We start from the raw sequence: 17,065 nt of genomic DNA, 5'->3' as shown, positions 1-17,065 counted from the left end.
TTATGGGGCTTCGCAAGGTCAATACCATTGGCATCAAACAGGCCAACAAATGCATGCACCTCTCGGCGACGGCCTACAACCTCAAAAAATACCTCAAGTTTATCCAAAAACGCGCAAAGAGCGGGGCGGAAAGCCTTGTTTTGTATTTTTTGCCAAAAATAGTGCTTCAGAATGTAGCATGGCTTTTTTTAAAAGCACCAAATTTGGCTCATTCTCAAGTCCAATCAAAAAAACAAAGCCGCTTAAAACGGCTTATATTGGTTCAGGTTAAAAAAATTAAGGGGTTGTGCAACGGTTACTAGTGTTACGAGTAGAATTCAAAAAACAAGTAAACCGTTTGTTTATGTTATGAGCGCCGAGGGAGCACTAAACAATGCAATCACCTTTATAAATGATAGTTTAGTAAGTGTTTCTTTTGATAAATTAATTCAGCACGCGCAGTTGGAAAGCAGTTCGGATACCCCGGAGTTGAGTTATTATCTTGATTATAATTTTTCTGACGATTTCACATTTTATATAAACTTTCCAAGCAATATAGAGGTTTTGGGGCTTGAAAATGGCAATGAAGATTTTAAGAATGATTTTGGGGAATATTTTTTTGATTTAAAAAAGAGCAAGGACAACCAACTTAGAGTGCGGTCAAAGTACACAATTTTAAAGAATTTTATTCCCAAAGAAAATCTTGATGCATTAGAGCTGCTAAATGAAAGGATAAAGCAGGTAAAAAATAAACGATTGGTCATTAAAGTAGAAACGAAACAATAAAATTCTTGCTTTAATAATATCCTGAAGATTTCTTTATTTCCGGCGCAGGGATGGCTTTAGGCTGTATATTTAAAAACATTCTTGACAAATTTGCAAATATGAAAATTATAGGCAAACTATATAGGGGAATATTAAAACACTAACTGGAATATTTTTCAATAAAATAAACTATAAGCTAATAATAGGTAATATTATACCTAAAGCTTAATAACTGATTTTATATCAAATAGCCACAGCAATATGCAATTTACTTCTTTAAAAAATAAAGAATCCATTTGCCGCAAATGGCTTTGACATAATTATATGAGACGATATATGCCTATAAGCGTTATATCTAAAATTATGTACAAATAGCTAAGCTATACGCAATTTTATACATATATCATTTGAACTATAATTTATATTATGTAAAATAGAATATTTGGAAACCCACCTATTTCCTTATTATTAGCTCTTTAATATTTGTAATTATAGAATACCAACTTTAGCCCCTCCCTCAAATTATATCTACGTTAAAAATTGGTTTTTATTCTGAAAATTTCCATTGAAGGCAAATTCGTCCTGCTCCTTTCGTTGCCGCATTTCCTTTAGTTCCTTTTTCTTTAGATCGTCTGGCAAGCCGTCGGGGTCGCCACCAAAATAACCAAAGGCCACCGCGGTTGCCACGTGGTAATCGTCGGTAAAATTGAATTCTTTCTGCGCCTTTTTAAACTGTACCCCAGCCATTTGATGTACCGCTATCCCCATACTGTTGGCCTGATGTATTACGTTGCCCATAAACAAGCCCAAGTCGTGCAAAGCGTGAAAATTTTCCTTGTCGCTTTTTTCCATTGTCTTTTTAAAGGCGTTTATCCACAACACTTGTGAGTTGCCCGCCCAAGACTGGTTAAATTCGTCCAGACAATCAAAAATGCGGTCGTACATATTTGTGCCCTTTATTCCCCAAATTACCCGCCACGGTTGGATATTGGAGGCACTAGGAGCCCAACGGCCAGCTTCCAACAGCTTTTTGACTTCTGCGTCCGTAATAGGCTTTGTCGAAAACATTCGGGGGCTCCATCTATTTTTGATGCTGTCCAGAACGGGATAATCTAAAGGAGTAATTTTATTGACAGTAACTACTTTTTCCATTTTTTCTTTTAAATGTAATAGCTTTCACTTGCCATAAAAAGTTTTTAAAAAACATTTAACGCTCTATTTCAGTATTAACATTTTCATATCATATTTAGACCTTAATTGCTCTTATTTTTGTTCAAAATTTTAATTAATGATTGTCTGGGGAATTTTTATCGCATTTATTATTTTATTCTTAGCGTTGGATTTAGGTGTTTTTAACCGAACTCCACATGTTATCAAAACCAAGGAGGCTGCTATTTGGACTACTGTTTGGGTAACCTTGGCCCTCGGTTTTTCGGGAGTTATTTATTGGCTCTTTAAGGACGGGTTGGTAGAAAACCCTACCAATTTGGCTCCAGATGTTGCCGTCCTTAAATATATTACGGGCTATTTGATAGAGCTTTCCCTGAGTATTGACAACGTTTTTGTAATTGCCGTTATCTTTTCCTCTTTCGCTATTCCGCAGAAATATCAGCACGAAGTTTTATTTTATGGCATTTTGGGAGCTATCGTTTTTAGGGCGCTGATGATTTTTTTCGGCGTAGCGCTTATCAATAAATTTGATTGGATAATTTACGTTTTTGGAGCGTTTTTGTTGTTTACTGCCTTCCGAATGTTGACCCATAAGGAGTCTGAATTTGACCCCAAGAAATCGAAGATGTTTCGCTTTATGAAAAAGCTTTTCCCGGTAAGCTATAAAATGGACGGCGATAAATTCTTTATAAAACGCATGGGTGTTAAGGCGGCAACTCCCCTATTTGTAGCGTTAATTATAATTGAACTGACCGATATACTCTTCGCTTTGGACAGTATTCCTGCAATTCTTGCTATTACGGCAGATCCCTTTATTGTATTCAGTTCAAATATCTTGGCGATTTTAGGACTTCGGTCTATGTATTTCCTGATTTCCAGAATGCTTACCAAATTCAGATATATTAATTATAGCCTTGTGGTTATACTTGCATTTGTTGGTGTAAAAATGATTCTCTCCCACAATGTTGAAATTCCTGAATGGTTATCGCTAGGTGTTATAGGAGTATCCCTTGCCTCCGGTATTATTGCCTCTGTAGTTATTCCAGACCCCAATCCTCCCGCTATAGAAGAAAATTAATTTCACAAAATCCTATTAAAAAGTTTGGAAAGGTTTTCTGCTATTGTATCTTTAAATTTATAATCAAAACCGAAAAATATGAATATCAATTTCGAGTATCACGAGGTGGCAGCGAGCCCACGATTGGAAGCTTTTGTAGCTGAAAAATTAAATAAACTTGAAAATAAATATGACTCAATAGTAGGGGCCGATGTATACTTTAAAAAGGAGAATACATCCAATCCAGAAATAGGAAAAATTTGTAGCGTGCGCTTAAGCATGCCCGGACCTACCATATTTGCGGAAACATCTACCGCATCATTTGAAGCTTCGGTAGCCAAAGTAATTACGGAGCTTCGTTCGCAACTTCAAAAACGAAAAGAAAAATTGAAAGCTCATTAATGATGAAAGACATGGGAATAATAGCACGAGACGATAGACAACTAACACTTATATATAGTAGCAATACCCGTGTGGGCACCCATACGCTGAGCTATCTTACCGGAATTGAGAAAAAATATTTGGCCATAGATTTAGCCAAAACTAAAGTATCTGATACCCAATGGGCCGAAATTGCCGATGCACTGGGCGTAAAGATTGGAGATTTAGTTGATAAAAGACAATTGGAAATAGATGTGGAAAGTACCTCAGAATTTGATTCCAATGATTGGCTGAAAATTATTCAAAAAAATGATTCCGTAATCTCAAAGCCGATTGCAATTATTGGCAATCGTACAAAGCAAATTGATAATCCACCAGAGATTATGGAATTTTTTGAAGTGGATTCTGCAGGTTTGGAACAAAGCCCATCAAATGGCAAAGATCCCGATATTGAGCGAACCACAAATAATGAAAACTTTATAGAAAAAAATGATTAATTATTCTTTCTCTACTGTTTCCAAAGGTTGAATGGTTGGCTTAACCTGCTTATAAACGTCCATTTGGGGTCTAGTTAAAATATCATTCATCTCTGCGGTTTCCTCTCTCTGAAGATTGTAAAGCAGGTCGAGTTTTTCCTTTCCACTAAATTCCGATTCAATTTTATACCTACGTATTAAAAATTCGGCAACTTTTTGCTGAAATAATAGCTCTTGTTTTTCAGTCAAAGAAAGCTGTAGGTCATAACTATTAGTTATTTCAATAGCCCTTTCTTCTGCCTTGGGATTGGACTTTTGAAAAACTGGGTCTTGGGAAAATGCGGAAATACTAAGTAATAAAATTAAAATTGAAGCTATCTTTTTCATTGTCTTTAAATTATTAAATGATTCTCTATCAAGTTAATAATTAAAGAAACCTATCCCAATTACTTTAACGGTCTTTAACGGCTTATAAATAGAGGTTAACAAACTGATAAGGATTTTCAGAATTTATATAGCTAAAGTTTTTTGCTTAATGAGCAAAATAGCATCATCCACATTCCGAAGCTGTTCCATATCCTCATTTTTAAACTCAATATTGAAAACATCTTCTATGTCCAAAATTATATCGACCAAATGGGCAGAATTTATATTTAGTTCGCGCGTGAGATCACTCTTGCGACTTATTTCTTTGGCAGATACATCCTCGGGCAAATAAGTCTTGATGATAGGCTCAAGCTTTGTGTATATTTCTTCCGAAGTCATGTGCTTTAAATTTTTTTAAAGATAGCACATGCGTTTACATCACCAAAACCAAAGCTGGCCTTAGCAATGGTTTGTAACGATGTTTTTTGTGTTTTCATCGAAATTTTTTCCGAAGAAATCAAAGAAGCTATTTTTGGATGCAAATTTTCACAATTTACATTGGGAAAAATGAACCCTTCGTGTAGTTGAAGAATTGCAGAAACAATTTCTATACTTCCGCTTGCTGCCAAACAATGACCGACCATTCCTTTCAATGAATTTATAAACGGAAACTGATTTCCCTTTCTGTTCAATGCAATACTCCAGTTTTCTATTTCATCGGGATCTTTGATGGTTGCGGTTAAATGTCCGTTGATGTAATCTATTTCAGCAGCGCTAACGTTAGCGTTTTTGAGCGCTTCAGAAATACATTTTTGTACAGCAGCACTATTTGGGGCAGTCATACTGCCGCCGTCTCTTTGTCCGCCATTATTTATAGCGCCGCCAAGGATTTCCGCATAAATGGTTGCGCCTCTTTGTTGTGCGCTCTCCAAGGATTCCAGCAAATACGCCCCTGCCCCACTGCCAGGTACAAAACCGCTCGCATCTTCACTCATTGGGCCAGCAACTTTATTTGGCGTATCGTTGTATTTATAGGTCGTAACTTTCATGGCATCAAAGCCGCCCCAAATATAAGGTCCGGAGTCGCTGCTACTGCCGCAAAGCATATATTTTGCCTTTCCTGCGGCAATATGCTCATAGCCCATTAAAAGGGCCTCTGTTCCCGTAGCACAGGCAGAAGAGTTGGCAGTTACCATATTTCCAGCACCAATTAATCCGCCAAGATAGGCGCTCACACCACTCGTCATGGTTTGTGCTACCGAAGTACTGCCCAATCTACGTACGTTTTTATCGTCTATTTTATGAATGGCCTCGCGAAATTTATCCACGCCGCTTATACCGGTGCCGAAAATAATTCCCAAGTCCCAAAGTGGTGCCTCTTCGGGTTTCGCGGGCTCAATTTTTGCATCTTTCAAAGCATCCATTCCTGCAATTACCCCGTATAAAATACCACTGCTGTTGAAATTACGAAGTTGAAGGTCTGAAAGGTATTCCCGTTTTTTTTCTTCGGAAATTTTCGGCGCTGCGCCCAATTGGCAAGAAAATTTCAAATCACGCAATTCGGCCAAGAACTCAATACCCGAAACGCCCTTTTTTATGGCTTCGGAAAAAGCTGAAATACCAACACCATTTGGCGAAACAACTCCAAGTCCCGTAATTACAACACGCTTTTTCATTTTAAATATCTATTCACGATCATTCCACTTATTGTGCCTTTTGCAATTATTTCGTCTTTAGCGTTCATCATTTTTACTTTACATTTCAATTTATTGAACCTAAAATATTCTTTTACTGAGACAACCTTTACTTTTTCTCCCGGAAAAACAGGACAATAGAAATCAATTTCGGTACTGCTCAATGCCAAATTTATTTTTTCCGAAGAAGTTTCATCCTTTAAAAGATAAATACCAAAACACACCAGACCAATCTGTGCCATACATTCTGTAAGTATTACCCCGGGTGTAACCGGATTGTCTTTAAAGTGGCCCTCGTAAAAAGTTAAATCCTTTTTAAAAGTATAGGTACCTGAAATATTATCTTCCGAAACCGAAAGCACCTCATCCACAAACAAAAAAGGTTCGGAATATGGAAGCTGGTCTATAATATATTGATAATCCATTTTATATTTATCTCAAACTTTCGCCTCCATCCACCTTTAGTATTGTGCCATTGATCCAATCGGCTTCTTTTTTGCAGAGCAGATAGACCGAATTTGCTACGTCTTCGGGTTTTGTAAGCCTATTTTGGGGATTTCGGAGTTTCGCCATTTCAATCAATTTTTCACTTCCCGGAATTGCCAAAAAGGAAGGGGTTTCAGTAGTTCCGGCCTGCACGCAATTAGTTGTAATTTTTAAAGGAGCCAATTCTACGGCCATATTTCGCATCAAAGCCTCCAAAACTGACTTGGCTGCGGAAACTGCAGCATAACCTGGCCAAACCCTTGAGTTTCCTTCACTGGTAAAAGCAATATTTCGTGCTCCATTGGCAAAGCCTTGATGCTCAATCAATGTTTGGGTCCATTCATACCAGCTTGTTGCCATAGCGTGAATGGTTATATCGAAATCCTGTTTTGTAAGCATAGTTTCTTTGGAAGCATTCATCGTTTTTAAACTGCCCTTTGCTATGCTGTGGAGTAAAATCTTGACACTGTGTTTGGGAAGATCTTTAATAATTTCTTCTCTTACTTCTTCTTTTAGGGCATCTTTATTGAACGTTTTTACAGTAATTCCAGAAGATTGCATCTGCTTTACTTCCGCTTCAAATTTTTTCAAATTACTTTTTCGATCGCGATGGACAATACAGATATTCATTCCTTCGGAAGCGAGTTTTTTTGCGGTGGCAAGACCCAAACCGCTACTGCCTCCAAGTATCAATGCCCATTGATTTTTAAATTCGCCCATAATTAAAATTTCAACAATACACGTTGCGCCGAAAACCCGGGGCCAAAACTGAGCATCAGGCCCAAATCGCCCTTTTTGTGTTTTTTATCCATAAAACGCTCCAAAACATATAACACGGTTGCACTGCTCATATTACCGTACAATTTAAGTACTTCTTTGGTATCTTCAATGTTTTTGCCGAGACTTCCGAATAAATCCTCTACCGTTTCCACTATTTTTCTTCCGCCGGGGTGAAATATAAGATGATCGATGTCTTCTATTTTCAAATTATTCTTTTTCAAAAATGGATGTACAATATTTGGGAAATGTTCCGCTATTTTTTCGGGAACAGATTTATCGAGTATCATTTGAAGGCCTGTGTTTACTAGTTTAAAGCCCATCATGTCTGTAGCATCATAAAAATGGTACATTTCCTCGGCTAAAACTTCAGGACCACTGTCCTCTTGATTTGATGACATTAGAACACAGGCTGCCCCGTCGCCAAAAATGGCGGCGCTGACAATGTTCACCATTGAAAAATCCTCTAGTTGAAAGGTTGCAGTGGGCGCTTCCAAAGCTATAACCGCAGCGCGCTTGCCGGGATTGGCCTTTAAAAAGTTGTTTGCATAAATTATTCCCGAAATACCTGCGGCACAGCCCATTTCAGTTACGGGAAGCCGTACAACATCCTGCCGCATTTTCAGCTCATTAATTAAATAGGCATCTACGGATGGAATCATAATTCCCGTGCAACTTACGGTTATTATGAAATCGATGTCCGTAGGCCTCCAGTTAGCTTTGTCGAATGCATTTTGCAGGCATTGTTTGCCAAGTTTTGTTATTTCGCGCACGTAAATATCATTGCGTTCCTCAAAACTTGTATTGGTAAATACCTCCACGGGATCCATGATTGAATAACGCTTATCTACCCCAGCGCCTTCAAATATCTTAATGACTTTTCGTTGAAAACGGTTTTCCTGTCCGTGCATCCATTGTTTTACAAAAGGAATTACTTCTTCAGTTTTTCTGCTGTATTGCGGCAGTTGTTTTGCCACGGTGGTTATCTTTACGCTCATAGTTCCTTTTTGAGTATCCATTGATAGCGGAAGGCCCAGCGCCATTGAATTTTACTCTTTTGATTTGGGATTTGTCTTGATATTTTTTCTAATTCATCCTTTTTGAAACCTCTTGCGATGGAAACCAATCCATCATGTTTTGCCGTTTTAGTTTTTAAAAACAGGGTACTTACCAATTTAAAAAGGTTGAAAGCTTGATTATTTCGGTGCAGATCGTTTATTACTGCTCCAATGGTTATTTTATGCATAAGTTTTTTCAAAAGGCCTTCAATCTCTTTATTATTGAAATGGTGCAAAAACAAAGTGCATACTGCAATATCGCAATTTGGAATTAAATTTTCTTCCAAAAAAACATCAACTTTTCGAAATTTTATATTTGGATAACTTGTACTACTCTCTTTTGCATAGGTTAGAATATTTTCGTTAAAATCCAAGCCAATACAATTAAAATTGAAATTATTTTGATTTCCAAAATCGGCGCATTTCCGAAGCAATTCACCATCGCCACAACCAATATCTAAAATTGTTACCTTCTCAGCCTTGGAGTGGTCTTGTAGCAATTTATTTATTCCATCAATTGTAATCGTGTTCCCGCCCAGCCATTTGTTGACAACTTTTAGATCTTTCAATAAATTTTTCATTTCAACTCCTTGAAAATCCAAGTCGTCCATTATTTCTGTTTGGGCAGATCTATATTTATTGCTGAAGGTTATCATTCGGTTGGATTGCCGTGTGTTTTTTGAATGAGTTTTGGAACTAGGGATGGAAATGTTTTTACCATTGCGAAACCCGCCTTCGCTAAATATGGATTCAATAAAATTCGCTGAATAAACTTTCCGGTCTTTATTCTTTCATCAAATTCATTATGCCATTGACTTGCATATTGCCGTTCCATGGCCGTTCTATCAAATTCTCCTTTTTGAAATAGTTGGATAAGCATTTCTGAAAAAAACTGTGCACTCTTAATAGCCATTGCCATCCCGTTGCCGCAAAGTGGATGTATAAGTCCTGCGCTGTCGCCCACCATAAATATATGATTTTCCACAGGTTTTTTTTCTTGAAAGGATATTTGGCTAATGGTCAATGGTCTTTCGAAAAGGGGTTTTGCCCCACTGAAAAATTTATCCAAAAAAGGATTTTTTGAAAGTTCCTGTTTTTGAAAAGCCTCAATATCGCCATATTTTTTAAATGACTTAAACGTTGCCAAATAACAAGCATTTACAGTTCCCGTTTCAGTTTTGCTCAAACCACAATAGCCTCCGTTAAAGTTGTGTAGGGCAACAGTATCATCGGGAAAATCATAATCGTAATGAGCCTTTACGCCTAGCCAAGGCGAACTTTCCTGCATAAATTTTCGCTTTAGAAAAGTATCAATATTTGATCTTTTCCCGAAAGCGCCCACGACAAAATCTGCCAGTAGTACTGATTTGTTTTGAGTAGTAACACGAAATTGATTTTCTTCAAAAATTATTTTTTCAACAGTGTCAAAAATTATTTCAGCTTTATTTTTTAAAGCCTCAAAAAGCAAACTGTCAAACGTATAACGGCTAATTCCAAAGCCACCGAGCGGTAAGGTGGCTGTTATGGGGTCTCCGTTCGTATCAGTTATTTTGAATTTGGAAATCTGCTTTGCTCCTACTGTAAATGGATCAATTCTGAGGGATTTTAAATAGGGCAATACTTCGTTACTAACATATTCACCACACACTTTGTGCTTGGGATATTCGCTTCTTTCAACCAAACAAACTGAAAAATTATTTGAAGCAAGATGCAAGGCTGTGGTAAGGCCTGCAAGCCCTCCTCCAATTACAATAACGTTCCATTTGTATTTGTGTATCATTTTGTTTTAAAACTAAAAAAATCCCGCCCAAAAATGGTGCGGGATTTATAAAGTTAAATATAATTTTTATTCTCCTGCCTGATTTTGTGCGTCTTGCTTCATTTTTTCGTTTGGAACGATAGCAAGGTTAACACGACGGTTTTTTGCGCGACCTTCTGCAGTTGAATTATCTGCAACAGGAGCTGTTTCACCATACCAATTTGTGGTAAATCTTGAAGGACTTAATCCTTTATTTTGTGTAAAATAATTAGTAACGGCCTGTGCTCTATTTTTTGAAAGGGTCATATTCATTTCGTCAGCACCTACGCTGTCGGTATGCCCCACAACCAACACATTAGTATCTGGGTATTCCTTAAGAATGTTTGATAACTTGTCCAGTGTAGCCTGTGATGCGGAATTTATATTATACTTGGCAGTATCAAAATAAACACCACTATTTTCGTCAAAAGTAACAACTATACCGTCGTCAACTCTTTCTACTTGGGCACCGGGAATTTCTTGCTCAATTTTTTGGGCTTGTTTGTCCATTTTGGCACCAATAAGTACTCCGGCACCACCACCAACAACACCACCAATTACAGCGCCAAGTTCTCCGTTTCCACCTTTTCCAACGTTATTTCCTATTATTGCACCAAGAATTGCTCCTCCAGTTGCACCAATTACGGCACCTTTCTGTTTGTTATTGGCATTTCTGGTAGCTTCACAACTTGCTAAACTGATAACAAATGTAAAAGCTAAAGCAATTAATGCGGTTTGTTTAAAAAATGTCTTCATAATTTTTAATCTTGAATTTTAGAAAAGTTCATATTTATTTTAAATGGCTTACCATCCAAACTTACAGTTTGCTCCCAACGCATAGACGAATCATTTAGTTGGGCCAAACGTAATCTATAACCAGCATTTGTTTCTGATTTGCCTTTGGCATTGGTTGGTTTTAATAGGAAATCATACAAGCCCGATGTAGGGTCTATTTCCTGAATAGTAAAGATGAAATTGCGTTCACCAGTTGGGCAATTAGAGTTATCTATATTGTAATTACCCGTATTATTGTTTGGTATAAACCTCCAAGAACTTCCTTCCATACATTCTACTGATGTATCATTGAATAAAGTTACATTAAAGGTTCCTGAAGAGTCATAGGTTATATTGTCCAAAGACCAATACCCTTTGATTACTTTTCGTGATTCTTGAACGGTCTTCGGTGTACCGCAAGCGAATGTTGTGGCTGCAATTATAGCCAGAATGAGGAATTTTTTCATAAAGTTTAAATTAGTTTTAAATTGTTTAAGTAGCGATTATCTTCTGAATAATCTTGAAAGTAATGATAGTACCAAAAGCACTAAGAAAATGTAAAAAATGATTTTTGCGATATCTGCGGCACCTTCTGCAATACCGCCAAATCCAAAAATTGCTGCAATAATTGCAATAACTAGAAAAATAACGATCCAACGTAACATAATAAGTAGTTTTAATGATTAGTATGCTACTAAAGTAAATAACAATTTTAACGTTTCGACCGTCTTTATCTAAAGTTTAACAAGGAATGTTAAATTATTAGTAAGACAACAATTCCAATAGGTTTTCTTTAAATTTTTCTTTAGGAAGATAGCCAGATTCTAAATTTGCGGCAAAGGGAATTGGTGTTTCCAAACTCGCAACACGCTTAACGGGAGCGTCCAAATGCTCAAAACAATTTTCGGTGATCAAAGCCGAAATATCTGAAGCAATACCGCCAAACATTGAATCTTCCTGCAGGATGATAGCCTTGCCGGTCTTCTTCACTGATTTATAAATAGCTTCGGTGTCCAAAGGAACCAGTGTTCTTAAATCTATAAGGTCTGCTTTGATTTCCGGATTTTGTTCCAATGTTTCCAAAGCCCAATGTACGCCGGCTCCGTACGTTATAATTGTAATGTCATTTCCTTCTTTTAAAAGAGATGCTTTTCCCAAAGGCAGTGTGTAATAATCCGTTGGCACATCTTGGCGAATACTTCTATACAATGCTTTGTGTTCAAAAAACATCACAGGATTTGGGTCTTCAATACTTGTGGCCAGCAACCCTTTTGCATCATACGGAAATGCGGGATATACTACTTTTAATCCGGGTGTATGGGTAAACCAAGCTTCATTAGTTTGGCTGTGGAAGGGTCCTGCTCCCACTCCTGCGCCACAGGGCATTCGCACCACCACATCTGCTTTTTCGTTCCAGCGGTAATGGCTCTTCGCGAGATAATTTATGATTGGATTGAAGCCGGAAGTTACAAAATCGGCAAACTGCATTTCCACCACCGCTTTGTAACCATTAATGGAAAGTCCCATAGCCGCAGAAACAATTGCAGATTCACAAATAGGTGTATTTCGAACGCGGTCTTTCCCAAATTGCTCCACAAAACCTTCGGTAATTTTAAAAACGCCCCCGTATTCCGCCACGTCTTGGCCCATTATTACAAGATTGTCGTGGCGCTCCATGGATTGTTTTAATCCTTGGGAAATGGCATCAATCAAGCGAATATTTTCCTTTGCAGAATTCGCAGTAACTTCTTCATAATTAAATGGTTTATAAACATCATTTAATTCGTTTGTTTCATTGAATTCTATTTTTGGCTCCGCAAAGGCGATGTCGAGATTTTCATCTATTTCCCGTTTAAACTCATCTCGAAATTGCTGTATTTTTTCTTCGGAAAGGACGCCTTCATTCAGCAGATAGGTTTCATAATTCAACAGCGGATCGCGCAAGCCCCACTCGTCAATTAAATTGGTCGGAACATATTTGGTACCGCTCGCCTCTTCGTGACCGCGCATTCGGAAGGTTTTGAATTCCAAAAGAATCGGACGCGGATTAGTGCGCATACTTTCTACCAAGTACTTTAATTTTGTGTAAACTTCCAAAATATTGTTTCCCTCAATTATATGGGCCTCCATTCCATAGCCTTTTCCGCGGTCTGCAATATGCTCGCAATTGTATTGCTCATTTGTAGGCGTGGAAAGACCATATCCATTATTTTCAACACAAAATAAAACTGGAAGTTGCCAAACAGAAGCTACATTCAGTGCCTCGTGAATATCACCTTCGCTTGTTCCGCCTTCTCCAGTAAATACTGCACAGACTTTATTGTTTCCCTTTAACTTATTAGCCAGTGCAATGCCATCGGCAACGCCAAACTGCGGCCCCAAATGCGAAATCATCCCCACAATGTGGAATTCCTGCGTTCCAAAGTGAAAACTTCTATCACGGCCTTTGGTAAATCCGTTTGCTTTTCCCTGCCATTGCGAAAACAAGCGGTGCAACGGAATGTCGCGCATGGTGAAAACAGCGAGGTTTCTATGCATTGGCAAAATATATTCATCTTTGTCCAACACCGCCGTGATTCCTACCGAAATAGCTTCCTGCCCTATGCCGCTGAACCATTTTGAAACCTTCCCCTGCCGAAGCAAAATCAGCATTTTTTCTTCTATCAGCCTCGGCTTCAACATGCCGCGGTATAATTTTAATAAAGTAGCGTCATTGAGGTCTTTTCGGTTATAGTCGAAGAAAATTTGGGTAGAGGTTTCTGGTTTCATCATAAAAAATTTGCAGTATCAAAAGTAGAAAAAAACCCATTGTAACAAGGATTATTAAAGAGAATATTTAGCTGCGGAAAAACTTTTACATTTTGGTATCTTTGTAGCTTAAATTTTAAATGCTATGAATAATATACCCAGCGTAGATTTGGCAGACTTCCTTTCCGAAGACCCAAAAAGAAAACAGAAATTTGTGGACCAAATAGGTTCTGCCTATGAAGATATAGGCTTTGTTTCGCTTAAGAACCATTTCCTCAGTGATAATTTGGTAGATGAACTTTATAAGGAAGTGAAGAGTTTTTTCGCGCTTCCGCTCGAAGTAAAGAAAAAATATGAAATTGAAGGCCTCGGTGGGCAGCGCGGGTATATATCCTTCGGAAAGGAACACGCAAAGGGCAAAAAGGAAGGCGATTTAAAGGAGTTCTGGCATTTTGGGCAGGAACCCACTGAGGACGCAAACCTTTCTGAAGAATATCCAAAAAATGTGCAAGTAAAGGAATTGCCGGATTTCAACCACACGGGCATGGAAGCATACCGAATGCTGGAAAAAACAGGTATATATGTTCTTCGTGCACTAGCGCTTTATATTGGTCTGGATGAATTTTATTTTGACCATTGGGCCACGAACGGCAACAGTATTTTGCGCCCCATCCACTATCCTCCCATTACCGAAGAGCCAAAAGGCGCAGTACGTGCGGGAGCTCATGGAGATATCAATTTAATCACATTGTTGATGGGGGCCTCAGCAGGTGGTCTGCAAGTGTTGCGTAAGGATGGCGAATGGATTGATGCAATTCCTAACGAAGATGAACTTGTTATTAATGTAGGTGATATGCTTGAAAGGCATACCAATAATAAACTTCGATCAACCATTCACCGCGTTGTAAACCCACCGCGCGAAGAGTGGGACCAACCACGCTATTCCATCCCTTTCTTTATGCATCCGCGCAGCGATATGAAATTGAATTGTTTGCCAGAATGTATTGACGAAGAACACCCAAAAGCCTACGAAGATATTACCGCGGGCGAATTTCTGCACCAACGTTTGGTGGAGATTGGATTGATAAAAAAGTAAACAGTCGCAGTGGCAGTTTGCAGTTGAACCTGAAACCTGAAACATTGAATTCTTTAGAAGACCAATTAAAAAACCTATTTCCGGACCACGAGCCAAATGATATTCCTGAAGCAGAGGAAAAATCTACTATTTGGCTGCAGGACGAACCCTTGCTTTGCAAATATGAAAAGCGAAAAGGAAAACCAATAACAATAATAGAAGGTTATACGGGTGCTGATTCAGATTTTAAAACACTTGCAAAGGAATTGAAACAGTTGTTGAGCGTGGGCGGCAGTTTTAAAAATGAACAGATTATTATCCAAGGCGATTATCGCGATAAGATTATGGGGTTTTTAAAAGACAAAGGATTTAAGGTGAAGCGTGTGGGCGGTTGAAAAAAGTTTACAGTCGCAGTGGCAGTTTGCAGTACCCACCATTTCTAAACCTTCTAACATTTAATCCTCTTAAGCGTGCAGGCTCATAAACCCTTAAAAATTTAAACAAATTGAAATCTCAAACTATACAACCCAGCGAACTCATTTTAACGCCCGAAGGCAAAATCTATCATTTAGACCTTGCTCCTTCCCAATTGGCGCCCACGATAATTACCGTTGGCGATCCGGGTCGCGTGCAAATGGTTTCAAAATATTTTGACACTATTGAAACTACCGCCCAACATCGCGAATTCAAAACCCATACGGGAACTTACAAAGGAAAACGCATCAGTGTGATTTCCACGGGAATTGGTCCGGACAATATCGACATTGTTTTTAATGAACTGGACGCATTGGTGAATATAGATTTTGAAAAACGCCAAGTCAACAGAAAGCTCACTTCACTTGATATTATAAGAATTGGCACTTCCGGAGGCCTAACCCCTGAAATTGAAGTAGATAGTTTTGTGGTGAGTGCTTTGGGAATAGGATTGGATAACGTGATGCACTATTACGATAAAACCGATAAAATCTTCAATCGCGATTTTGCCCAGTCATTTATAGACCACACCCAATGGAATCCAGACAATTCAGTTCCCTATGCCGTCGAAGCCGATAAAGGATTGTTGAAAAAACTCACCTCTGGCAAAACAATTCAGGGAATAACTATTACCAATGTTGGTTTTTACGGACCCCAGGGCCGGATACTTCGAGCAAAACTGAAGGATGAAAACCTTAACGAAAAACTGACCTCCTTCCGATATAAAAGGAAAAAAATAACCAATCTGGAAATGGAAACCGCCACAATGTACGGAATGGCGAAACTTTTGGGTCATCGCGCAGTTTCAATGAACGCTATCGTAGCCAATCGCACCTCGGGAAGCTTTAGTGAGAATGCCTCAAAAACCATCGATGCCCTTATTCAATATACTTTGGAAAAAATTGCGAAATGAAAAATTTTTTAATCGGCGGCGTGCCGGAACACTTTAACCTACCTTGGTATATTGCCCTTCGCGATAAGGAATTTCAAAAACGAGGAATCAACCTACGGTGGAAGGATTACCCCGGCGGCACCGGGGAAATGGCGCAAGCCTTGCGTGAAAAGGAGATAGATATGGCCGTTATCCTTACCGAGGGCATTGTGCGCGACATAATCAATGGAAACCCTTGCAAGATTGTGCAGGTTTTTGTGAAATCGCCGTTGCTCTGGGGAATTCACGTGGCCAATGCTTCCGAATACGAAGAAGTGAGCGATTTAAGAGGGACCGATGCGGCCATTAGCCGCTATGGTTCGGGCTCGCACTTAATGGCTTTCGTAAATGCGGAAAATCATAACTGGGATTTAAAGAATGATTTAAAATTTAAGGTGATCCAGGATTTGGATGGCGCCTTGGAAGGGCTACCAAAGGGAGAGGGCGATTATTTTATGTGGGAAAAATTTATGACCAAACCCTATGTGGACAACGGAACTTTCCGATTGGTCGGTGAGTCCCCAACCCCCTGGCCAAGTTTTGTAATAGCCGTTCGAAATGATGTTTTGGAGAAAGATGACGAAAGCATAGAAGCTATCTTAGAAGTTATAAACGCTGTAACCGAGAATTTTAAAACCCTACCAAACATTGATGAAATGATTGCCAAACGCTACGGCCAAAAAATCGAGGACGTGCGCGAATGGCTATCCTTAACCGAATGGAGCGACCGCCAGTTGACTTCAAAAGAGCTGGAAAATATTCAACAAAAACTGATAGATTTGGATTTAATTGACGATAAAATACAGGAAGACAGCATTTTATATCATTTCCAAAAAAAATCTTAATATTTACGCAACCCTACCGAGCTAAGTGCATCTTGTTTATATAAAAACAACTATTATGACTACTTTCTTAATCGTTCTGGGGGCGTTATTAGTCACAAACTTTTTGCTATTGCAGTTTAGCTGCAACGACGCCACAGAACCCGAAACACCTGAAGAAGAATAGAAAATTTCTCCCCGTTTCTATTCTTTAATTATTTAATTTTATTTCTAA

Annotated in this window: 21 protein-coding genes and 1 pseudogene; 9 read left to right on the top strand and 13 right to left on the bottom strand. The window is 38.6% G+C overall.

The features are described from left to right. Positions 1-137: pseudogene (locus tag LS48_RS15770) on the top strand (transposase); the annotation flags it as partial. Positions 138-348: 211 nt separating this feature from the next. Next, positions 349-765, top strand: coding sequence for a DUF3858 domain-containing protein (locus LS48_RS07325; RefSeq protein WP_062621482.1), 417 nt, complete (start codon positions 349-351; stop codon positions 763-765). A 507-nt stretch (positions 766-1,272) separates the two neighbouring features. Here LS48_RS07325 and LS48_RS07320 read toward each other — a convergent pair. Next, a complete protein-coding gene (locus LS48_RS07320; protein WP_062621480.1) occupies positions 1,273-1,896 on the bottom strand; it encodes a nitroreductase family protein in 624 nt (207 codons plus the stop codon). 136 nt (positions 1,897-2,032) lie between these two features. Here LS48_RS07320 and LS48_RS07315 point away from each other — a divergent pair, with 136 nt between their 5' ends. The 3 genes from LS48_RS07315 to LS48_RS07305 all read left to right on the top strand — a co-directional run bounded on the left by LS48_RS07315 (position 2,033) and on the right by LS48_RS07305 (position 3,849). Continuing rightward, on the top strand, positions 2,033-2,992 hold the full coding sequence (locus tag LS48_RS07315) for a TerC family protein (protein ID WP_062621478.1): 960 nt from the start codon (positions 2,033-2,035) through the stop codon (positions 2,990-2,992). A 78-nt stretch (positions 2,993-3,070) separates the two neighbouring features. Beyond that, positions 3,071-3,373, top strand: a complete 303-nt coding sequence (hpf, locus tag LS48_RS07310; protein WP_062621476.1) for a ribosome hibernation-promoting factor, HPF/YfiA family — start codon at positions 3,071-3,073, stop codon at positions 3,371-3,373. Continuing rightward, on the top strand, positions 3,373-3,849 hold the full coding sequence (locus LS48_RS07305; protein WP_131807705.1) for an arsenate reductase family protein: 477 nt from the start codon (positions 3,373-3,375) through the stop codon (positions 3,847-3,849). The genes hpf and LS48_RS07305 overlap by 1 nt, the downstream gene beginning before the upstream one ends. Here LS48_RS07305 and LS48_RS07300 read toward each other — a convergent pair whose 3' ends face one another. The 12 genes from LS48_RS07300 to LS48_RS07250 all read right to left on the bottom strand — a co-directional run bounded on the left by LS48_RS07300 (position 3,850) and on the right by LS48_RS07250 (position 13,553). Beyond that, complete coding sequence (locus tag LS48_RS07300; RefSeq protein WP_062621472.1) at positions 3,850-4,215, bottom strand: hypothetical protein; 366 nt, start codon at positions 4,213-4,215, stop codon at positions 3,850-3,852. 123 nt (positions 4,216-4,338) lie between these two features. Next, positions 4,339-4,593, bottom strand: a complete 255-nt coding sequence (locus LS48_RS07295) for an acyl carrier protein (RefSeq protein ID WP_062621470.1) — start codon at positions 4,591-4,593, stop codon at positions 4,339-4,341. 5 nt (positions 4,594-4,598) lie between these two features. Further along, on the bottom strand, positions 4,599-5,870 hold the full coding sequence (locus tag LS48_RS07290; protein ID WP_062621468.1) for a beta-ketoacyl-[acyl-carrier-protein] synthase family protein: 1,272 nt from the start codon (positions 5,868-5,870) through the stop codon (positions 4,599-4,601). Continuing rightward, positions 5,867-6,313, bottom strand: coding sequence for a 3-hydroxyacyl-ACP dehydratase FabZ family protein (locus tag LS48_RS07285; protein WP_062621467.1), 447 nt, complete (start codon positions 6,311-6,313; stop codon positions 5,867-5,869). The genes LS48_RS07290 and LS48_RS07285 overlap by 4 nt, the downstream gene beginning before the upstream one ends. Positions 6,314-6,320: 7 nt before the next feature. Then, positions 6,321-7,094 (bottom strand): SDR family oxidoreductase, encoded by a 774-nt coding sequence (locus LS48_RS07280; protein WP_062621465.1) that lies wholly within the window; start codon positions 7,092-7,094, stop codon positions 6,321-6,323. A 2-nt stretch (positions 7,095-7,096) separates the two neighbouring features. Next, entirely contained in the window at positions 7,097-8,149 is a 1,053-nt protein-coding gene (locus LS48_RS07275; protein ID WP_062621546.1) for a type III polyketide synthase, read from the bottom strand. After that, positions 8,146-8,865: a methyltransferase domain-containing protein gene (locus LS48_RS07270; RefSeq protein WP_062621463.1), complete on the bottom strand. Its 720-nt coding sequence runs from the start codon at positions 8,863-8,865 to the stop codon at positions 8,146-8,148. Before LS48_RS07270 ends, LS48_RS07275 begins: the two co-directional genes overlap by 4 nt. Beyond that, positions 8,862-9,989 carry an NAD(P)/FAD-dependent oxidoreductase gene (locus LS48_RS07265; protein ID WP_062621461.1) on the bottom strand — a complete coding sequence of 376 codons (1,128 nt, stop codon included), beginning with the start codon at positions 9,987-9,989 and terminating at the stop codon, positions 8,862-8,864. Before LS48_RS07265 ends, LS48_RS07270 begins: the two co-directional genes overlap by 4 nt. 66 nt (positions 9,990-10,055) lie before the next feature. Beyond that, complete coding sequence (locus LS48_RS07260) at positions 10,056-10,763, bottom strand: YiaD family glycine zipper/OmpA-like lipoprotein (RefSeq protein WP_062621458.1); 708 nt, start codon at positions 10,761-10,763, stop codon at positions 10,056-10,058. Between the two features lie 5 nt (positions 10,764-10,768). Then, positions 10,769-11,248: a lipocalin family protein gene (locus tag LS48_RS07255; RefSeq protein ID WP_062621456.1), complete on the bottom strand. Its 480-nt coding sequence runs from the start codon at positions 11,246-11,248 to the stop codon at positions 10,769-10,771. Positions 11,249-11,284: 36 nt separating this feature from the next. After that, positions 11,285-11,446, bottom strand: coding sequence for a DUF1328 domain-containing protein (locus LS48_RS14860; protein WP_076692425.1), 162 nt, complete (start codon positions 11,444-11,446; stop codon positions 11,285-11,287). 97 nt (positions 11,447-11,543) lie between these two features. Further along, the gene (locus LS48_RS07250; protein WP_062621453.1) at positions 11,544-13,553 is read right to left on the bottom strand and encodes an alpha-ketoacid dehydrogenase subunit alpha/beta; all 2,010 of its coding nucleotides are present in this window, start codon (positions 13,551-13,553) and stop codon (positions 11,544-11,546) included. 121 nt (positions 13,554-13,674) lie between these two features. Between LS48_RS07250 and LS48_RS07245 the strand changes: the two genes are divergently transcribed. The 4 genes from LS48_RS07245 to LS48_RS07230 all read left to right on the top strand — a co-directional run bounded on the left by LS48_RS07245 (position 13,675) and on the right by LS48_RS07230 (position 16,854). Beyond that, positions 13,675-14,625, top strand: coding sequence for an isopenicillin N synthase family dioxygenase (locus LS48_RS07245; protein WP_045080890.1), 951 nt, complete (start codon positions 13,675-13,677; stop codon positions 14,623-14,625). A gap of 44 nt (positions 14,626-14,669) precedes the next feature. Beyond that, positions 14,670-14,999, top strand: a complete 330-nt coding sequence (locus tag LS48_RS07240) for a translation initiation factor (RefSeq protein WP_062621543.1) — start codon at positions 14,670-14,672, stop codon at positions 14,997-14,999. A 110-nt stretch (positions 15,000-15,109) separates the two neighbouring features. After that, the gene (locus LS48_RS07235; RefSeq protein WP_078056383.1) at positions 15,110-15,991 is read left to right on the top strand and encodes a nucleoside phosphorylase; all 882 of its coding nucleotides are present in this window, start codon (positions 15,110-15,112) and stop codon (positions 15,989-15,991) included. Continuing rightward, positions 15,988-16,854, top strand: a complete 867-nt coding sequence (locus tag LS48_RS07230; RefSeq protein ID WP_062621451.1) for a substrate-binding domain-containing protein — start codon at positions 15,988-15,990, stop codon at positions 16,852-16,854. The genes LS48_RS07235 and LS48_RS07230 overlap by 4 nt, the downstream gene beginning before the upstream one ends. Positions 16,855-17,065 lie beyond the last annotated feature (211 nt).

Source organism: Aequorivita aquimaris, from assembly GCF_001573155.1.
Taxonomy (GTDB): Bacteria; Bacteroidota; Bacteroidia; order Flavobacteriales; family Flavobacteriaceae; genus Aequorivita; species Aequorivita aquimaris.
This window is presented reverse-complemented; position numbering and strand designations above follow the sequence as displayed.